An 18,214-nucleotide genomic window follows, 5' to 3' on the forward strand; every position below is an offset into this window, starting at 1 on the left:
AATAGCGGCCCTCGTGCTCATCCTGTCCATGCCCCTCGTTCAAGAACTGCTGTCGCCGGCCCAACTGCTCGGCTATCTGGCGCTGATCTTCGGCGTTGGCTGCTTTCTGCAGACCGACGACCGCCGCTTCAAGACCTTCATGGCGCTGGAATGCCTGAGCTATGTGCTGCATTTCTGGCTGCTTGGCCAGCCCACGGCGGTGGCCAGCAATCTGGTCTCGCTGGGGCGCTCGCTGGCCGCGATGCGCAGCCGTTCGCCCTGGGTGGCGCTGTTCTTCGTCGGCCTGAGTCTGGGCCTGGGCGCCTGGCTGGCGAGCGGCTGGGTGTCGCTGCTGCCGATCGCGGCGTCCTGCATCGGCACGACGGCGCTGTTCCTGCTGAAGGGCCTGCGGATGCGACTCTTGATGCTGCTGGGCACCTTGCTGTGGGTGCTCAATAATCTCTGCGTCGGCTCGGTCGGCGGCAGCTTGCTGGAGCTGGTGGCGGCCGGCGTCAATGGCTGGACGATCTGGCGCATGGGGCGGGGCTCTATGCTGGTGAAGCAATGAACGGTCAGCGGCGCGATGCGATCAAGACGGCAGCGGCCTGGGCGCTGGGCGCGGCCTTAACTCTTGAGGCACGCGCCGAAACGGCACCGCCGTTCCGCATTGCCTATTTCGAAACCTACAGTCCCTTGAGCTTCACCGAGGCCGGCGCCATCAAGGGCATCCTCGTCGACGTGCTGGACGAGGTGATCCACCGCCGGCTCGGTCTGCCGCGCAGCCACGAGGGCTTCCCCTGGCCGCGCGCGCAGGCGCTGGTGCAGCGCGGCGAGCGCGATGCGATCTGCACGATCGCGACGCCGGCGCGGCTCGCGTATGCGCAGGCGGCCGAGGAGCCGGTGGTGACCGCGCCGACCACCGTGTTCGTGCGTGCCGACCATCCACGCCTGGCCGCCTTCAGCGCCGCCCGCGATCTGGCCGAGCTGCGCGAGCTGCAGCCTTCGGTGCTGTCCTATGCGGCCAATGGCTGGGCGCGCGAACGGCTGGGCGGCTTCAATGTGCTGTGGGGCAATGATTTCCAGAGCTCGCTGAAGATGCTGGTCGCGCGGCGCGGCGACTTGATGATCGAGAACGCGCTGACCATGCAGTACAGCCTGCGGCGACTGACCGGCGGCGACGAGATCCGCATGCTGCCGAACCGCATGGACCAGGCACATTTCCAGCTGCTTGTCAGCCGGGCCTCGGCCCATCTGCCGATGCTGCCGGACTTCAGCCGGGCGCTGCGGCGCTTCAAGCAGGGGCCCGAATACGGCGAGGTCTTCCGTCGCTATGGCGTGCAGGCCTAGTCAATCGCGGCCGAAGCCCATCCGGTCCGGAAACACCATGCTCTGGCTCAGGCGCACGACGACGCCGTTCTTGAAGTGCACATTGAAGCGCAGCAGATAGCTGCTGCCGGTCTGGTCGGGCTCGACGTTCCAGTCCCAGACCTCCTCGCCGCTGAGCGAATAGCTGACGCGGCGCCGTTCCTTGCCGAGCCGGCGGCTGACCTGCTCCTGCGTCATGCCGGGCGTGATCGCGAAGCGGCTGGCGTAGAGCAGGGTGTCCTCGATGCCGATCAGCTTGCCGTCGGCGCCGATATGGATCATGTAGCAGGTCTGGCCGAACGGTTGCGAGGAATATTCCAGCGTGCGCGCGCCGCCGCCGTCGTCCCAGACCTGGACCGGCTTGCCAAAACGGCTCAGCACCTCGGCCTCGCCGCTGACGCCGGGCTGCAGGCTGCGGTCGCGGCCCGGGTCGCTGGCGCAGGCCGACAGCGCCAGCGCAGCCGCGGCGAGCATCAGGCGCCAATCGAGTTTGCGTATGAAGACCATGATGTCCCGCTCCTGGCTATAGGCATGCACCGCTACCTTAGCAAAGCGCCGTGGCCGACACAAACCGCCCGCGGCGGACGGGAGCCGCGACGGACTCTGCGATAGTGTGGGCGATGTGGTTCGGACTCTTATTTGCCCTGGCCGCCGGCCTGATGTGGGGCCTGGTCTTCGTTGCGCCGCTGCTGCTGCCCGACTACCCGGCCGCCTTGCTGGCCGTCGGTCGCTATCTGGCCTTCGGCCTGATCGCGCTGCCGCTGGCGCTGATCGACAGGCGTGCGCTGCGCGAGCTGGCCGCCGCCGACTGGCGCGAGGCCTGCAAGCTCAGCGCGATCGGCAACTTCCTCTACTACCTCTGCCTGGCGGCGGCGATCCAGCGCGCCGGCGGGCCGCTGCCGACCGTCATCATCGGCACCCTGCCGGTCGTCATCGCGATCAGCTCGAATCTGCGCGACCACCGCCGTGACGGCCGCCTGCCCTGGCTGCGCCTGCTGCCCTCGCTGCTGCTGATTGCAACCGGCATCGCCTGCGTCAACCAGGTCGAGCTGGCCGCGCTGCTGCAGGCGCAGCGCAGCGGCGCCGAACTGCGCCGCTATGCCGAGGGCGCGGCGCTGGCCGTCGCCGCCGTCGCCTGCTGGACCTGGTATCCGATCCGCAATGCCGACTGGTTGCGCGCGCATGCCGAGCGCAGCCCGCGCGTCTGGGCGACGGCCCAGGGCCTGGTCACCCTGCCGATGGCGCTGCTTGGCCTGGCCCTGCTGACGCTGCTGCAACGCTGGCTGCTGCCGGCCGGCTTCGAGCTGCCGCTGGGGCCGCGGCCGCTGGCCTTCACCGGCCTGATGCTGGCCGTCGGCCTGTTCGCCTCCTGGCTCGGCACGCTGTGCTGGAACGAGGCCAGCCAGCGCCTGCCCACCAGCCTGGTCGGCCAGCTGATCGTGTTCGAGACGCTGTCGGCGCTGGCCTATGCCTTCGTGCTGAGCGGGCGTCCGCCGCAGCCCTTGAGCCTGCTGGGCATCGCGCTGCTGGTGGCCGGCGTTCTGTGGGCGCTGCGCATCAAGCCGCAGCCGACACCGTCCTGAGGCTCAGATCTTCGGGATGCGGATCCGGCTGACCATCAAGGAGCCGGACAGCGCGAACAGCAGCACCAGCGGATGCAGCTGGAAGCCGCCCAGCGTGATAACGCCGCCCCACAGGCGCTCGCCGATCGCGCCCTGCGCCGCCGCGGCACCCAGGATCGCGACCAGCACCAGCGAGGTCGGGATCGGGGTGCCCTCGAAGTACTTGACCTTGTCGCTGCCCTCGGACAGCTTCTCCGCCGTCACGTTGTAGCGCGCCAGCCGCGAGACGCCGCAGGCGACGAAGAAGACCAGCACGATGCGGTCGTAAAGACCCTGCATGCCGCAGCCATAGGCGATTGCCGCCGGTGCGACGCCAAAGGAGATCACGTCGGCCAGCGAATCGAGCTCGCGTCCCATCGCCGAGCTTTTCTGGCGCCAGCGGGCGATGCGACCGTCGAGCACGTCGAAGATCAGGGCCAGCGGAATCAGCCAGCAGGCGTAGTACAGATGGACGATCGCCTGTTCCTGCAGATAGGTCATCACCGAGAACAGCGCCCCGACGCCGGCAAAGGCGTTGCCGAGCGTGAACCAGTCGGCCAGATGGAACTCGCGGATCATCGAAAACGGTTTGGGGCGGTTCATGGCGAGCGATGAATTGCTGATCGTCGATAGGGAGGAATTGTTGAACGACGGCGGGCTCGGACGCAATCGCCACCGCCGATCCCCTGAGGCAGGGGGGCGCGGAGCCCCGCAAACGCGGCGCAATGAGTTCAAATGGCCGGGCGATCACTGCGGACTCGCGCCGCCGCGCCGACCTGTCGGGAATCTTGACAGTCACCGCCCGGGGCATCCGAGGCCGCTGTTGGGCCGTCGGCAAGCAGTTGATATTGTTGATGAAAATGCCGTCTGTCCGGTGGGCCCGGACCTTGCTACGATGCTTTGTATGCAAGCGACTGGCAGGATCTGCCGCGTTCGCCGGCAGCGTGGTGCCGGAGCAGGTCCGTTCACAGTCGGTCAGGTTGAGGTTCAAAATGAACAAACAGTCATCGGAATCGGAAAACTCCCAGCGTGGCGACCCCTTGTCGCCGCAGCGGACCTTGGCCGGCGATGCGCTGGCCCGCCGGCGACTGCTGCTGCGCGGCGCCACCGGCGGTGCCAGCGCCCTGGCCGCGTTGACGCCGCTGGGCGCGCGCGCTGCCGGCACCGGCGGTTCGACCGTGCTGACCTGCACCGGCGTCGGCGGCAAGGTCGGGCTGTGCTCGGTGTCCGGCACCAATTCGGCGGCGCACTCCTTTCTCAACGTCACCCAGGTCCCGGCCGGCGGCAAGAAGGTGTCCTGGTACGGCTCCTGCAGTGGTGGCAGTTGCAGCAGCCTGTCGATGACGCCGGCCAATGCCTGGCCCACGGGCCTGTTGCCGTCGACCAAGCTGAAGAACACGACCCTGCCTTGGGCCGCCGGTTCGGCCTATGGCAACTACACCATGCTGGGTCTGCTGGGCACCCGGTCTGCCAGCGCCGAAGCGCATTGGACCGTCGCCTACCTGAACGCCCTGAAGTTCTATCCGTTGGGAACCTTCCCTTACTCGGCCAGTCAGGTCGTGGACATGTACAACGGCGTTTTCCCAGGCGTCACTCGTGACAAGGCCTATACCTTCTTCACTACCTATATGGAAAACCTGCCGTGACGCCCGAGACGGGCGCTCGCCGCTGAGCGCCCTCGTTCCCACCGATGCAATGGCAACTGAACGCCCTGGCGGCACTGCACTGGCGCCAATGGGACGCCGACGACTGGGTCGTCTTTGACGAGGGATCGGGCCAGACCTTTTCGATCGACGCTGTCGCCGCGGCAAGCCTGATGGCGCTCGAGGCTGGCGGCCTGGCGCAGCCCGCGCTGCTCGAGCAGGTCGCCGCCGACTTGCAGATCGGCGACGCGGCGGCCCTGGACCAGCGGGTTGAGCAGAGCCTGCGCTTCCTGGCCGAGCTGGGTCTGGTCGAGCCGCCTGCTTCATGAAGCTCGGCGAACTGAGCGCGCGGGAGCGCCGCCAGCGGCTCGCGCAGGGCGAGCTGGTGATCCGTGCGGGCCCCTTCCGCTACCGCATCGAAAGCCGGCTCGCCGGCATCGAGCAGGGTCTGGCGCTGCTCTATGCCGACTATCCGCTCGCCGAGCCGGACGAGTTCGCGGACTTTTCGCTGAAGATGGAGGAGGGCGCCGGCTTGCACCGTTGGTGGCGGCGCCAGGTGCGCTTCAGCAGCGACGGTGTCTACCCCTTCGAGCCGCTGCCGCAGGGCCATGCCTACGCGCAGCTCGAGTGGGCGATGAACTGGTGCGTCTCCACGCAGGCGCATCACTACCTGATGCTGCATGCGGCGGTGGTCGAGCGCGAGGGCTTCGCCGCCATCCTGCCGGCGCCGCCGGGCTCCGGCAAGAGCACCCTGTGCGCGGCCCTGGTACACCGCGGCTGGCGCCTGCTGTCGGACGAGCTGGCGCTGATTTCGCTGGACGAAGCGCTGATCACGCCGGCCGTGCGGCCGATCGGCCTGAAGAACCAGTCGATTCCGCTCTTGCAGGCCTATGCGCCGGAGGCGGTGCTGAGCCCGGTGACCCATGGCACCAGCAAGGGATCGGTCGCGCATCTGCGCGTGCCCGGCGCGCAGCTGGCGCGCATGGACGAATCGGCCCGGCCGCGCTGGGTGGTCTTTCCCAAATACGTCGCTGGCGCGGCGCCGAGCCTGCAGCCGCAGCCGCGCGGCCGCAGCATGCTCGATCTGGGCGCCAACTCCTTCAACTACACCTTGCTGGGTCTGCAGGGCTTCGAGGCCTTGGCCCGGGTGGTGTCGGCCTGCGATTGCTACCGCTTCGACTACAGCCGGCTCGACGATGCGATCGCCGTCTTCGACCAGCTGGCGCGCGCGGCGGCGGAGGCGGGCCATGGCTGATCTGCTCAGCGGGCTCTGGTCCGGCGCGCCTGCGCGGCCGGCGCTACGCCCGCGCGACTGGGAGCTGCTGCTGGGTCAGGCGCGCCGCGCCGGCTTGCTGGCCCGGCTGGCCTTGCGGCTAGAGGCGGCAGACGGCGGCCTGGCGGCGCTGCCGGAAGCGCCCGCGCGCCTGCTGCGCGCCTCGCTGGCCATCGTCGAGCGTCAGCGCCACGAGGTGCTGGCAGAGCTGGCGCAGCTGCGGCGGGCGCTGCGCGGGCTGGATGGCCCGGTGGTGCTGCTGAAGGGCGCGGCCTACCAGCTGGCCGGCCTGCCGCCGGCGCGCGGCCGCCTGTTCTCCGACGTCGATCTGCTGGTCGAGCGCAGCCATCTGCTGCGGGCCGAGGGCCTGCTGTTTGCGGCCGGCTGGATCAGCCAGGAGCGCGATGCCTACAACCAGCGCTATTACCGGCAGTGGATGCACGAGATCCCGCCGCTGGAACATGTGCAGCGGCACAGCGTCGTCGATCTGCACCACACGATCGCGCCGCCAACCTCGCGCTTTCGCATCGACGCCGCCAAGCTGTTCGAGCGGATCCGCCCGATCGGCGCCAGCGGCTTCCACATGCTGGCGCCCGAGGACATGGTGCTGCACAGCGCCGCCCATCTGTACCAGGAGGGCGAGTTCGACCGCGGCCTGCGCGATCTGCTCGACCTGGACGATCTGCTCGAGCATTTCGGCCGCGAGCCGGGCTTCTGGCCCGGCCTGCTTGCCCGCGCGGCCGAGCTGGGCCTGGGCGAGCCGCTGTTCCTGCTGCTGGATCAGCGCTGCCGCCTGTTCGGCCGCCGACCGCCGGCCGACTGCACGCCGGCCCTGGCCGCGCTGCGCCCAGGGCCGCTGCGGCGCTGGGCCCTCGGGCGGCTGCTGCGGCTGGCGCTGCGACCGCATCACCCGAGCTGCGACGATGCCGCCAGCCGGGCCGCGCGCTGGCTGCTCTATGTCCGCTCGCACCGCTTGCGCATGCCGCTGCACCTGCTGCTGCCGCATCTGCTGCGCAAGGCATATATGAGTCGTTTTCCCGCCGTTGCCGCGCTACCGCAGCCGCCGGCCTGAGCCGGACGCCGGGTGTCGCCGATAATCGCGGCTTGCGTGCGGGCGGCCGTGGGGGCCGTCCGGAGAGGAAGAACAAGGATGCTGGACCGTAGGAAACTGCTTGCAGCGCTAGGCCTGCTGTCCGGTCCCTGGGCCGTGGCAGCGCCAGCGGTCGGCGCGGCCGCCTCTGCAGGCGGCGGGGCGGGCGCCCCGGGCGGCGAGCCGCTGACCGTGCTGCTGGAGCCGGTGCCGCCGTTTTCCTACCAGGACGCCGACGGTAAGCCGGCCGGCTATGCGGTCGAGCTGGCGCAGGAGATGCTGCGCCGCTGCCATCTGAAGGCAAACATCGAATTCAATTCCTGGACCCGCATCTACCAGCGCGCGATCAAGGATGCCCGGGTGCTGGTCGTCAGCATGGCGCGGCTGGACGAGCGCGAGCCGCATTTCTTCTGGATCGGCCCGACGGCGGCGCGGCGCGCCTATCTGTACCGGCTGAAATCACGCCCCGAGGTTCGCGCCTCCAGCCTGGAGGCGGCCAAGGCCTACCGGATCGCGGTGATCCGCGACGACGCGGCCGAGCGCGATCTGCTGGCGCGCGGTTTCGAGCTTGGCACCCATCTGGACCGCAGTCCCGACCATGCGGCCATGCTGCGCAAGCTGTTCGCCGAGCGCGACGATCTGGCGGCGCTGAACAGCACGGTGGCGGCCGCGACCCTGGCCCAGTTCGGCTACGACTTCAACCAGATCGAGCCGCTGGTCAAGATCTCGGAGACGCGGCTGTTCATGGCGCTGAGCCGCGGCAGCGGCGAGGCGCTGCACGCGAATCTGCTGCGTGCCTGGGAAGCGATGAAGCGCGACGGCACGGTGGCCGCGACCGCCGCCCGCCATCCGCATGTCAATCTGCCGGACTGAGCCCGGCGCGGCGCTCCGCTAGAGCGCTTCGCCGCCGAAGGTGTTGCAGCTCTTCAGCTCGCCGCTCTCCAGGCCGCGCTTGAACCAGCGCACCCGCTGCGCGCTGCTGCCATGGGTGAAGCTCTCCGGCACGACGGTGCCCTGCGAGCGGCGCTGCAAGGTGTCGTCGCCGATCTGCGAGGCGGCGTTCAGCGCCTCCTCGATATCGCCCTGCTCGAGCCAGCCCTTGCCCTGCTGCGAATGCATGGCCCAGACGCCGGCGAAGCAGTCGGCCTGCAGCTCCAGCCGCACGCTCAGCGCGTTGTACTCGCGCTCGGAGACGCGCCGTCGGGCATCGTCCATCTTGGCCGTCGTGCCCATCAGGTTCTGCAGGTGGTGGCCGACCTCGTGCGCGATCACATAGGCCTGGGCGAAGTCGCCGGGCGCGCCGAGGCGGGTCTTCAAGGTGTCATAGAAGCTCAGATCGATATAGACCTTGGCGTCGGCGGGGCAGTAGAACGGCCCCATCGCCGCCTCGCCGGTGCCGCAGCCGGTCGGGTAGCGGCCGCGGAACAGTACCAGATGCGGTGCCTGGTAGCGCTGCTGGCGCTGCGCGAAATAGGCGCCCCAGACGTCCTCGGTATCGGCCAGCACCGTGCTGACGAAACGCGCGCCGGGATCCTGCGGCTTGGGCCCCGGGCCCTGCTGCTGTTGCGGCACCGGCGCCGGGCCGCCGCCACCGCCCAGCAGGCCCAGCACCGTCAGCGGATTGATGCCCAGTGCCCAGGAGGCGATCAAGGCGATCGCGATGCCGCCGATGCCCAGGCCGCGGCCACCGCCCAGGCCGCCGAGGCCCGGAAAGCCGCCTCCGCCGCCGCTGTCGCGGCGGTCCTCGATGTTGTCGCTCTCGCGCTGGCCTTCCCATTTCATTGGTAACTCCTTCGCGGCTGCGTGCCGCCCATCGTGGACTATCGTAAGCCGCCGGGCCGCCCGGCGCTGCAGCAGAATGCAAGCACGCGCAAAAGAGAAGGGATCGATGAGCAAGCGAGACGACGAGGCGATGCCGGCCGGCCTGGCCGAGACCCTGCTGGCGCTGCAGCAGCACAGCCAGCAGCTGGTTGCGCTGTACGACCCGCAGGACATGCTGCGCTATGCCAACCCGGCCTTCTGCCAGGCCTACAAGGTCGAGCCCGACGGCCGGCAGACCTGGGCCGACATGATGCGGCAAAGCCATGCCAGCGGCGAGGGCGCCTGCGTCGAGGCCGACGATATCGAAGCCTGGCTGCACTCGGTCAGTTCGCACCGCCGCAAGAAGCCTTTCCGCGCCTTCGAAGCCGATTTGAGCGACGGCCGCTGGCTCTGGGTCACCGAGACCGCGCAGCCGCAGGGCTGGCTGCTGTGCGTCGCCAGCGACATCAGCAGCCTGCGCCGCGACCAAGGCGCGCTGCGCCAGGCCCGCGCCGAAGCGCTGACCGCCGCCCACAGCGACGCGCTGACCGGCATCGGCAACCGCCAGCACGGCATGCAGCTGCTGCAGCGCGCGCTGCGGCACGGCGAGGGCTGGCCGCTGTGCGTTGCCACCCTGGACATCGACCACTTCAAGCAGATCAACGACGGCCTGGGCCCTGCGGCCGGCGATGCGGTGCTGTGCGACTTCGCCCGCCAGCTGCAGGCCAGCATCCGCCGCGAGGATGGCTGCGCCCGCGTCGGCGGCGAGGAGTTCCTGCTGATCCTGCCGGCCGCCGCTGCCGCCCAGGCCGGCGCCATCATCGAGCGGCTGCTGGCCCGCGTGCGGCGCGCGCGGCCGCTCGCCGAGCAGCCCGGCCGGGGCTACAGCTGCTCGGTCGGCTTGGCCGAGGCGGTCTGGGGCGAGGAGGCCGGCGCCCTGCTGCGGCGGGCCGAGGCGGCGCTGCACCGCGCCAAGGACGAGGGGCGCGATCGCTGCGTGCTGGCCGAAGCCTAGGAGTCTGGGCGGCAGCGCGCATGGCCCGCGCCGGGACGAGTTGCGGGGCCAGGTAAGGCGCCGGCGAAGCGTGGGTCGGGACCCACAACGAGCCGGCAACGCCGCATGGCACGCAAATCGTCCCGGCCCTTCGGGTTGGGCCTGGCAAGGGCGCATGCGGCGTTGCTCGTCGTTGCGGGCACGAGCCCGCGGCCTCCTCACGCCTTGCCTGCGCCCTTGCCAGGCTCAACGCGGACCATGCGCTCTGCCGCCCAGACTCCTAGGCGCCCAGGCGCTCGCGCAGCCAGGCCTCGGCCGCCTCGCTGGTCTCGAAGGCGCTGAACTGGCGGCGGTGCTCGGCATAGAGCTTGGCGAAGATCGGCAGCATCAGGCTGCGGCCCTCGACCTCGGGCGCAACGACAAAGGCGACGGCGATCGGCGCCGTCTTGGCCGCGCTCATCGCGGCGAGAAAGTCGCCGAAGGCGGCCAGCGCATCGGGCGAGGCCAGCAGGCTGCCGCGGAATTCGAGCAGGTCGGCAAAGCGCGGCGCCGGCGGCATGGTCGCGAACAGATCGCGCATCGCCAGGCCGACGGCCTGCACCGCCTCGCGGTTGAACGGTCCCTCGGCGGCGATGCGGATCACCGGCCCCTCGGCCCAGAACTCGATGCGCCCATGCGGACGAAAGGCGCTGCTCGCATAGGCGTCGATGCTGCGCTTCTTCGCCGGCTTCCTGTCGTTGCTGTGCTGATTCACTCGCCGATGCTAGGGCCGGGGGCTGCGGCCGGCAAGCAATGCACGGCCGCCGGCGCGGCATCGCGCGGCGCCGGCGGTTCATCCGCGGCGATCAGTGCGAGCGCCAGCGCCAGGCCCAGGCCTGCGCTGGGCAGGCCGGTCAGGGCGGTGTCGATGCTGCGAACGAGCTCGGCGAGGGGCTTCATGCTGCCGACTCTAGAAGCGGCTCGCGGCCGCCGATAGAGCCGGGCTCCTCTTTGTTGCGGAGTTCCGGCCCGGCCCCGGCGTCAGCGCGGCAGCGGCTTGCCCTGCGCCTGCGCCGGTGTGCGGATCTGCAGGATCGCGGCCAGGGTCGGCGCGATGTCGGCGACCTCGACGCGCTGCGTCACCTCGCCGGCGCCGACCCATTGCGGCCCCCAGGTCAGGATGGGCACCTGGGTGTCGTAGGGATAGGGCGTGCCATGCGAGCTGCCCAGCGGCCGCGAACCGAACAGCCAGTTCTCCTTGATGACGACGATCAGCGGCGCCGAGCGGGCCGGGTGCCAGGACTTGCGCATCTGCTCCAGGTACGGGGTCGAGGTGTCGCTGCCCTGCAGCTGCTGCTGGGTGAACACGGCGGCCACGCCGTCCTGCTGCAGCAGCAGGGTCTTGGCCTGCTGGTAGACATCGGCCGACTTCAGGCCGCGCGCGGCGATCAGCTGCTCGTCGAACAGCACGCCCGAGGCCGACATCGCCGTCGCCCACTTGCCCTCGCCGTACTGCTTGACCAGGCCGGCGTTCAGCTGGCTCAGCAGGGTCGAGGGGTTCAGGCGGGCGGCGTCCCGGCCCTGGGTCTTCGCCCATTCCGGCGTGTCGGCAAAGCCATGATCGGCGGTCAGCATGGCCAGGTAGTTGCCGGCGCCGAGAGTGGCGTCGAGATACTGAAAGAAGCCCTGCAGATAGCGGTCCAGCTGCAGGAAATGGTCGTGCGAGAGCCGCGACTCGGGGCCGAAGGCATGGTTGATGTAGTCGTGGCTGGACAGGCTGACCGACAGGATGTCCGGCTTCGCATCGGCGCCCAGCTGCTCGCCCTCGATCGCCGCGCGCGCGAAGGCCAGGGTCAGCTCGTCGCCGAAGGGCGAGGGCAGGATGTTGGCGTAGAAGCGCGGGCCGGGGGCCTCCATCTGGTCGCCCAGCTTGGCCGGCAGGCGGTTGCCGTTGCCGCTATTGCTCTGCCAGGCCTGGCCGTCCGGCACCGAGCGCGCATAGGCAGACTCCGGCAGCAGCGGGGACCAGACCTTGCCGAAGAAGGCGTCGGCCGGCTTGGCCGCATTGAAGGCCTTGACCCAGGCCGGATGGGCGGCCATGTAGTAGCTGCTCGAGGCGAACTGGCCCGACTCGCTCATATACATATAGGCCGTTCCCTTGTGGCCGGCCGGCAGGATGGCGCCGCGGTCCTTGCCCGAGATGCCGATCACCTTGGAGGCCGGATCGGCCGAGCGCAGCACGTCTCCGACCGTCTCGGCCAGCAGCATGCGCGGGCTGGTGCCCGACAGCGGCTTGGTCTCGTTGTCCAGGTAATGCGCGGTCTCGTCCTGCGTGTTGTAGACCTCGGCCCCGGTCTTGGGGTCGCGCCACTCGTTGCTGATGATGCCGCTGCGCTGCGGGTAGGCGCCGGTCAGCATGGTCGCGTGGCCGGCCGCGGTGACCGTGTGGCCATGGCCGTAATGCGCGTTCGCGTACCAGCGGCCGCGGTCCAGGAAGCGCTTGAAGCCGTCCGGCTGCAACTGATCGCGATAGGCCAGCACCTGGCGCATCGGCAGGCCGTCGATGACGATGAAGACCAGCAGCTTCGGCGGCGGGGCGGCGCTGCCCGTGGCCGCCGTCGTGGCAACCGGCGCGGGCGTCGAGGGCGTGCCGGCGCAGCCGGCCAGCAGCAGCGCGGCGATGGCGATCGTGATGGCGATGGGCTTCTTGTTCATGGTCGGTTGCGGATCAGCGAGGAGGGGTGCAAGATTAGCCGAACAGCATCACCGATGGGCCTGTTGGCCGCGGCCTCGGCGCGAATGGCGCGCCTGCCGCGCCGCGGCGACGGCCCGCCCCGCATCATGCAGGACGCGCGCAAGGACGATTTCGATCCCACCCATCTGCTCGACGGCTGGCGGCCGTCCGAGCCGGCCCGGCCGGTGGCGCCGCCGGAGCTCGATCTGTCGGCCCTGCATGCCGAACCGCGGCAGCGGCCGCCCGAGCCGCGGCTCGATGCCGAGCGCCTCGCGCGGCTGAAGAAGCGCGGCTTCGAGATGGACGATATCGAGGACGTCGAACTGCCCGAGATCGTCATGCCCATCGTTGAAACCACGCCGGCGCTGGACACCGCCGGGCTGGACCAGGCGCTCAGCGCCGCCGCCGGCATCGCCCAGCAGCAGGGCCGCGGCGCTGCCGAACCGCGCATCGACCTGCCGCTGAGCGCGCGCGCCGAGACCAGCGCCGATCCGCGCCTGCTGCGCCAGTGGCGGCCGGGCGCCTGGGTCGGTGTGCGCCGGCGCTTGATCGGCGCCAGCACCGAGCTGGTCAGCACGCCGCAGGGCCCGCTGGTCGAGACGCGGCCACCGCAATGGCTGCTGGCCGTCTGGCCGCCGCAGGGCCTGGAGATGCCGCTGCTGAGCCGCTGGCCCGAGCGGGCCATGCTGCTGCCGGCGCAGCAGTCGGTCGCGGCCGCCCAGCTGCTGCTGCAGCAGGCGGTGCCGGCGACGGCGCCGCTGTGGATCGGGGAGCTCGATGCCGACTGGGCGCTGCTGGCCGAGCTGGTGCTGCTGCACGACGCCAGCCTGCAGCCCTTCCAGATCGAGGCCTTGCGCGCGCTGACCGAATCCGATCGCCTGCAGCGCTTCGAGCGGCTGAACAATGCCTACCAGCCGGCGCCGGCCGGCGGCGCGTTGCGGCGCCCGCCTGCATGAGGCGGGGCCGGCGCGGCCAAAAAAAACGGGCCGGCGGCTAGGCCGGCGACCCGAGCGGACCGAGGCTGGGGCGTGCCGCTCGCTCGGTGGCGGACGCCCGGGCCGGTCAAGGAGTCTCGCAACTCCTCCTCCTGTTATGGTTTGGGCGCTATTGTGAAAAAGTGTTTCATAGTCAGCGCTACGCATTTGCCCTCGATTGGGCGCTATGCGAACGCTGAAGATCAGGCGCGGAGCGCCTCGTCGAGCACCTCGACCCAATGGCGCACCGGCGTTTCGGTGCCGCTTTGCAGATGCTGGATGCAGCCGATATTGCCCGAGACGATGGCCTCGGCCTGCAGCGGTGCCAGTGCCTGCAGCTTCTGCTCGCGCAGCTGCTTGGCCAGCGCCGGCTGCAGCACCGAATAGGTGCCGGCCGAGCCGCAGCACAGATGGCTGTCGCAGGGCGCGCGCGCGATCGCGAAGCCCAGCTCGGTGAGCCCCGCCTCGACCTGGCCGCGCAGCTGCTGGCCGTGCTGCAAGGTGCAGGGCGGGTGGTAGGCGAGCTGGCCGCCGCGCGGGTGGCCGGCCAGCCGGGGCTTGAGGAGCGGTACCAGCTCCGGCAGCAGCTCGCTCAGGTCGCGCGTCAGCGCGCTGACCTTGGCCGCCTTGTCCGCATAGGCCGGGTCATGCGCCAGCGCGCGGCCGTAGTCCTTCACCGTCACGCCACAGCCGGACGCGTTCATCACCAGCGCCTCGACCTTGCCGGCCGCGGTCAGACCCTCGACCAGCGGCCACCAGGCGTCGATATTGCGGCGCATATCGGCCAGGCCGCCCTCGTGGTCGTTCAGATGGCTGCGGATCGCGCCGCAGCAGCCGGCTTCGTCGGCGACCAGGGTCTGGATGCCGGCGGCATCGAGCACGCGCGCGGTCGCGCTGTTGATGTTCGGCAGCATCGCCGGCTGCACGCAGCCCAGCAGCAGGCCGACCTTGCGCGCATGCGTGCGGGTCGGCCAGTCGTGCGCGCCTTTCGGCGCCGGGCCCGGCAGCTTGTCCTTCAGCGCCGCCGGCACCAGCGGCCGCAGCCATTGGCCCAGCTTCATCGCCGGCTTGAAGGCGGGCGAGGGCAGGCCTTCCTTCAGCAGCCAGCGGACCGCGCGCTCGCCGGCCGGGCGCTGCACCTTGGCCTCGACGACATTGCGGCCGATCTCGACCAGCTGGCCGTACTGCACGCCCGAGGGGCAGGTGCTCTCGCAGTTGCGGCAAGTCAGGCAGCGGTCCAGATGCAGCTGGGTGCTGCGCGTCGGCTCGGCACCTTCGAGCACCTGCTTGATCAGGTAGATGCGGCCGCGCGGCCCGTCGAGCTCGTCGCCCAGCAGCTGGTAGGTCGGGCAGGTCGCCGTGCAGAAGCCGCAGTGCACGCAGCGGCCCAGGATGGCCTCGGCCTGCGCGCCCTCGGGTGTGGACTGGAATTCGGGGGCGAGTTGGGTTTGCATCGGATCGTCGGTCGCTTCAGCCGCGCGGCGCGACGCGCCAGGACGCGGCCCAGTAATGGGTCCATTCGGTCCAGCCGAAGTCGCTGGCGCGCGCGCCGAGCAGCGCCTGCACCTGCTCGCGCGTCGGGAAGTTCTTCAGCACCTCGTGCAGGCTGCCGTCGTCGAGCTCGCGGGTCTGGTAGCTATTGCCCTCGGCGTCGAGCCGGTCCAGCGGCAGGCTGCTGCCCGGCACGAAGCGGTTGTCCATCACGACGACGCGCGCGCCGTCTTCGAGCCGCGCGTGCAAGGTATCGATCCAGGCCGACAGCCGCCCCAGCGGCACATGGCTCCACCAGAAGCCGGCAAAGCCGGCGTCGAAGCGCCGCTCGCCCAGGCCGGCCAGCGCATAGGCATCGGCGATCGCGAACTCGACCTTGCCGGGCGGCAGCGGCTTCTCGCGCGCCAGCGCCATCGTCTCCGGGTTCAGATCGGTGGCCAGCCAATGCTCGCAATGGCGCGCGCCATGGGGCGTCCACCAGCCGGTGCCGCAGGCCAGCTCGAGTACGCGCCGGCCGCGAAAGGCCTCAGCCACCCAGGCCTCCATCGCGCGCAGATCGGCCTGCCGCTCCGGCTTCTGATAGACCCGCTCGTAGTAGGCGGCGCGGCGCCGGTAGTAGTCGACCATATCGGCCGCCGGCGTCGGCGGCGGATTGCTCACATCCATCGGTACAACCTCCCCGGGTTGAACAGGCGCTGCGGGTCGAAGGCGTTTTTCAGTTCGCGGTGGATGCGCTCCAGCGGCGGCGCCAGCGGTGCAAAGGCCCCCGGCTGCTTGTCCAGCGCGCGGAACAGCGTCGCATGGCCGCCGACTCGGGCCGCCGCCTCGCGGATCTGCGCGGCCGGCAGCGGCGTCGTCACCCAGCGCTGGGCGCCGCCCCATTCGATCAGCTGCTCGCCATGCAGCTGCTGCAGGGCCGGCGCCGTCTGCGGCAGCGACAGCCGCCACAGCGAAGCGCCGCCCTGCACCGCGCGCTCGGCGCCCTGGAAGAACTCGTCGCGCTGATCGCGCAAGCCCTCCCAGAAGGGCCGCGCCAGCGCATCCGCTATCAGCTCGCCGCCCAGCTGGGCGGTCGCCGCCTGCACCGCCGCCTGGGCGCCGGCCAGGCGCAGCACCAGCGCACCGTCCCACCAGGCGCTGGCATGGATGGGCAGCGGCTGGCCGCCCCAGCGGTTCAGCCGGGCCAGCGCCTGGGCCTGGTCGAGCTCGAAGCGCAGGGTCGCCTCGGCGACCGGCCGCGGGAGCACCTTCAGCGAGACCTCCAGGATCAGGCCCAGGCTGCCCAGGGCGCCGGCCATCAGCCGGGCGACGTCGTAGCCGGCCACGTTCTTCATCACCGTGCCGCCGAAGCTCATCGCCTCGGCCTTGCCGTTCAGCAGGGTCAGGCCCAGCACATGGTCACGCAGCGAACCCGCCGCGGCGCGCGCCGGGCCGCTCAGGCCGGCGGCGACCATGCCGCCGACGGTGCCGCGGCCTCCCGAACCATTGTCAAAACGCGGCGGCTCGAAGGGCAGGTGCTGGCCCTGCGCGGCCAGCACCTGTTCCAGCTCGGCGATGCGCGTGCCGGCCTTGACGGTGACGACCAGCTCGCTCGGTTCGTAGCTGCTGATGCCGGCAAAGCCCAGGGTGGACAGCGGCTCGCCCCGCGGCGCCTCGCCGTAGAAGGCCTTGCTGCCGTGGCCGCGGATGTCGAGTTGGGCGCCGCGCGCGGCGGCGTCGCGGACCTGGTCCTGCAATTGCTGCAATGTCATCGGCTCAGAACCTCGGCAGCTCGGGAAAGGCCAAGAGCCCCTTGCTGACATGCATGCGGCCGTATTCGGCGCAGCGGTGCAGGGTCGGGATCACCTTGCCGGGGTTCAAGAGGCCGGCCGGATCGAAGGCGCTTTTCAGCGCCAGCATCTGCTCGCGCTCGGCTTGGGAGAACTGCACGCACATGCTGTTCAGCTTCTCGACGCCGACGCCATGCTCGCCGGTGACCGTGCCGCCCAGCGCGACGCTGGTCTCCAGGATCTCGGCGCCGAACAGCTCGCAGCGATGCAGCTGATCGGGGTCCTTGGCGTCGAACAGGATCAGCGGATGCAGATTGCCGTCGCCGGCATGGAAGACATTGGCGCAGCGCAGGCCGTATTTCTTCTCCATCTCGGTGATGGCCAAGAGGATGTCGGCCAGCTTCTTGCGCGGGATGGTCGAGTCCATGCACATGTAGTCGGGGCTGATGCGGCCCGAGGCGGGGAAGGCGTTCTTGCGCCCGCTCCAGAACTTCAGGCGCTGCGCCTCGTCCTCGCTGACCTCGCACTGCGTCGCGCCGCTCTCAAGCAGCACCGCGAGCATGCGCGCTATCTCCTCGGCCACCTCCTCGGGCGTGCCGTCGCTCTCGCAGAGCAGGATGGCCTCGGCGCTGAGGTCGTAGCCGGCGTGGACGAAGTCCTCGACCGCCGCCGTCATCGGCTTGTCCATCATCTCCAGGCCGGCCGGGATGATGCCGGCGGCGATGATGTTGGCGACCGCGTCGCCGGCCTTTCGCACATCGTCGAAGCTGGCCATGATGCAGCGCGCCAGCCGCGGCTTGGGCACCAGCTTGACCGTCACCTCGGTGATCACGGCCAGCATGCCCTCGCTGCCGACGATCACCGACAGCAGATCGAGCCCGGCCGCGTCCAGCGCCTCGGAGCCGAACTCGAGCGCCTCGCCCTCGACGGTGAAGCCGCGCACGCGCAGCACATTGTGCAGGGTCAGCCCGTATTTGAGGCAGTGCACGCCGCCCGAGTTCTCGGCCACATTGCCGCCGATGGTGCAGGCGATCTGGCTGCTCGGGTCGGGCGCGTAATAGAGCCCATGCGGCGCGGCCGCTTCGGAGATTGCCAGATTGCGTACGCCGCATTGCACGGTGGCCGTGCGCGCCAGCGGGTCGATCTTGAGGATCTGCCTGAACTTGGCCAGCGCCAGCGTCACGCCCTGCGCATGCGGCATCGCGCCGCCGGACAGGCCGGTGCCGGCGCCGCGCGCGACGACCGGGATGCTCATGGCATGGCAGGTCCGCAGCACCGCCGCGACCTGGGCCTCGTCCTCCGGCAGCGCCACCAGCAGCGGCCGCTCGCGGTAGGCGGTCAGGCCGTCGCACTCATAGGGGATGGTGTCCTCCTGCTGCCACAGCAGCGCATGGGCCGGCAGGCCGGCCGCCTGCAGGGCCTGGACCAGGCGTGTCTGCGCATGGCGGCGCTGGGCGGGATCGGTGGCGGCAGGGCTGGCGACGGCGGCGTTCACGGCGGGCGGTTCTTTCCTCGAGGCTCA

Annotated in this window: 20 protein-coding genes; 10 read left to right on the top strand and 10 right to left on the bottom strand. The window is 70.3% G+C overall.

What is annotated here, in order from left to right:
• Positions 1 to 28 precede the first annotated feature (28 nt).
• Positions 29 to 547 carry a YgjV family protein gene (locus QWJ38_RS04360; protein ID WP_290357811.1) on the top strand — a complete coding sequence of 173 codons (519 nt, stop codon included), beginning with the start codon at positions 29 to 31 and terminating at the stop codon, positions 545 to 547.
• Positions 544 to 1,326 carry a substrate-binding periplasmic protein gene (locus QWJ38_RS04365; RefSeq protein ID WP_290357812.1) on the top strand — a complete coding sequence of 261 codons (783 nt, stop codon included), beginning with the start codon at positions 544 to 546 and terminating at the stop codon, positions 1,324 to 1,326. Before QWJ38_RS04360 ends, QWJ38_RS04365 begins: the two co-directional genes overlap by 4 nt.
• Here the strand turns inward: QWJ38_RS04365 and QWJ38_RS04370 are convergent, their stop codons facing one another.
• On the bottom strand, positions 1,327 to 1,851 hold the full coding sequence (locus QWJ38_RS04370; protein ID WP_290357813.1) for an outer membrane protein assembly factor BamE: 525 nt from the start codon (positions 1,849 to 1,851) through the stop codon (positions 1,327 to 1,329).
• Between the two features lie 113 nt (positions 1,852 to 1,964).
• Between QWJ38_RS04370 and QWJ38_RS04375 the strand changes: the two genes are divergently transcribed.
• Entirely contained in the window at positions 1,965 to 2,927 is a 963-nt protein-coding gene (locus QWJ38_RS04375) for a DMT family transporter (protein ID WP_290357814.1), read from the top strand.
• 3 nt (positions 2,928 to 2,930) lie between these two features.
• Here the strand turns inward: QWJ38_RS04375 and pssA are convergent, their stop codons facing one another.
• A complete protein-coding gene (gene pssA, locus QWJ38_RS04380; protein WP_290357815.1) occupies positions 2,931 to 3,548 on the bottom strand; it encodes a CDP-diacylglycerol--serine O-phosphatidyltransferase in 618 nt (205 codons plus the stop codon).
• A 389-nt stretch (positions 3,549 to 3,937) separates the two neighbouring features.
• Between pssA and QWJ38_RS04385 the strand changes: the two genes are divergently transcribed.
• From QWJ38_RS04385 to QWJ38_RS04405, 5 genes are all read left to right on the top strand, one after another.
• Positions 3,938 to 4,591: a hypothetical protein gene (locus QWJ38_RS04385; protein WP_290357816.1), complete on the top strand. Its 654-nt coding sequence runs from the start codon at positions 3,938 to 3,940 to the stop codon at positions 4,589 to 4,591.
• 44 nt (positions 4,592 to 4,635) lie between these two features.
• Positions 4,636 to 4,917 (top strand): HPr-rel-A system PqqD family peptide chaperone, encoded by a 282-nt coding sequence (locus QWJ38_RS04390; protein ID WP_290357817.1) that lies wholly within the window; start codon positions 4,636 to 4,638, stop codon positions 4,915 to 4,917.
• Positions 4,914 to 5,843 (top strand): HprK-related kinase A, encoded by a 930-nt coding sequence (locus QWJ38_RS04395; RefSeq protein WP_290357818.1) that lies wholly within the window; start codon positions 4,914 to 4,916, stop codon positions 5,841 to 5,843. Before QWJ38_RS04390 ends, QWJ38_RS04395 begins: the two co-directional genes overlap by 4 nt.
• Positions 5,836 to 6,933, top strand: coding sequence for a nucleotidyltransferase domain-containing protein (locus QWJ38_RS04400; protein ID WP_290357819.1), 1,098 nt, complete (start codon positions 5,836 to 5,838; stop codon positions 6,931 to 6,933). The genes QWJ38_RS04395 and QWJ38_RS04400 overlap by 8 nt, the downstream gene beginning before the upstream one ends.
• Positions 6,934 to 7,011: 78 nt before the next feature.
• Positions 7,012 to 7,824: a substrate-binding periplasmic protein gene (locus QWJ38_RS04405; protein ID WP_290357820.1), complete on the top strand. Its 813-nt coding sequence runs from the start codon at positions 7,012 to 7,014 to the stop codon at positions 7,822 to 7,824.
• Positions 7,825 to 7,842: 18 nt separating this feature from the next.
• Here QWJ38_RS04405 and ypfJ read toward each other — a convergent pair whose 3' ends face one another.
• Entirely contained in the window at positions 7,843 to 8,733 is an 891-nt protein-coding gene (ypfJ, locus tag QWJ38_RS04410) for a KPN_02809 family neutral zinc metallopeptidase (protein WP_290357821.1), read from the bottom strand.
• A 106-nt stretch (positions 8,734 to 8,839) separates the two neighbouring features.
• Here ypfJ and QWJ38_RS04415 point away from each other — a divergent pair, with 106 nt between their 5' ends.
• Entirely contained in the window at positions 8,840 to 9,766 is a 927-nt protein-coding gene (locus tag QWJ38_RS04415; RefSeq protein ID WP_290357822.1) for a GGDEF domain-containing protein, read from the top strand.
• Positions 9,767 to 10,025: 259 nt separating this feature from the next.
• Here the strand turns inward: QWJ38_RS04415 and QWJ38_RS04420 are convergent, their stop codons facing one another.
• The 3 genes from QWJ38_RS04420 to QWJ38_RS04430 all read right to left on the bottom strand — a co-directional run bounded on the left by QWJ38_RS04420 (position 10,026) and on the right by QWJ38_RS04430 (position 12,439).
• A complete protein-coding gene (locus QWJ38_RS04420) occupies positions 10,026 to 10,499 on the bottom strand; it encodes a hypothetical protein (protein WP_290357823.1) in 474 nt (157 codons plus the stop codon).
• Positions 10,496 to 10,684: a hypothetical protein gene (locus QWJ38_RS04425; RefSeq protein WP_290357824.1), complete on the bottom strand. Its 189-nt coding sequence runs from the start codon at positions 10,682 to 10,684 to the stop codon at positions 10,496 to 10,498. The genes QWJ38_RS04420 and QWJ38_RS04425 overlap by 4 nt, the downstream gene beginning before the upstream one ends.
• 81 nt (positions 10,685 to 10,765) lie before the next feature.
• A complete protein-coding gene (locus QWJ38_RS04430) occupies positions 10,766 to 12,439 on the bottom strand; it encodes an alkaline phosphatase family protein (protein WP_290357825.1) in 1,674 nt (557 codons plus the stop codon).
• A gap of 54 nt (positions 12,440 to 12,493) precedes the next feature.
• Between QWJ38_RS04430 and QWJ38_RS04435 the strand changes: the two genes are divergently transcribed.
• On the top strand, positions 12,494 to 13,414 hold the full coding sequence (locus QWJ38_RS04435; protein WP_290357826.1) for a hypothetical protein: 921 nt from the start codon (positions 12,494 to 12,496) through the stop codon (positions 13,412 to 13,414).
• Positions 13,415 to 13,635: 221 nt separating this feature from the next.
• Here the strand turns inward: QWJ38_RS04435 and glcF are convergent, their stop codons facing one another.
• The 4 genes from glcF to QWJ38_RS04455 are packed head-to-tail and all read right to left on the bottom strand — an operon-like array spanning position 13,636 to position 18,187.
• Positions 13,636 to 14,886 carry a glycolate oxidase subunit GlcF gene (glcF, locus tag QWJ38_RS04440; protein WP_290357827.1) on the bottom strand — a complete coding sequence of 417 codons (1,251 nt, stop codon included), beginning with the start codon at positions 14,884 to 14,886 and terminating at the stop codon, positions 13,636 to 13,638.
• A 16-nt stretch (positions 14,887 to 14,902) separates the two neighbouring features.
• The gene (locus QWJ38_RS04445; protein ID WP_290357828.1) at positions 14,903 to 15,589 is read right to left on the bottom strand and encodes a class I SAM-dependent methyltransferase; all 687 of its coding nucleotides are present in this window, start codon (positions 15,587 to 15,589) and stop codon (positions 14,903 to 14,905) included.
• Positions 15,580 to 16,674 (bottom strand): glycolate oxidase subunit GlcE, encoded by a 1,095-nt coding sequence (glcE, locus tag QWJ38_RS04450; RefSeq protein WP_290357829.1) that lies wholly within the window; start codon positions 16,672 to 16,674, stop codon positions 15,580 to 15,582. Before glcE ends, QWJ38_RS04445 begins: the two co-directional genes overlap by 10 nt.
• Positions 16,675 to 16,678: 4 nt before the next feature.
• Positions 16,679 to 18,187 (bottom strand): FAD-linked oxidase C-terminal domain-containing protein, encoded by a 1,509-nt coding sequence (locus QWJ38_RS04455; RefSeq protein WP_290357830.1) that lies wholly within the window; start codon positions 18,185 to 18,187, stop codon positions 16,679 to 16,681.
• Positions 18,188 to 18,214: the final 27 nt, after the last annotated feature.

Origin of the sequence: Roseateles violae (assembly GCF_030410485.1) — a bacterium.
Classification (GTDB): domain Bacteria; phylum Pseudomonadota; class Gammaproteobacteria; order Burkholderiales; family Burkholderiaceae_C; genus Roseateles_D; species Roseateles_D violae.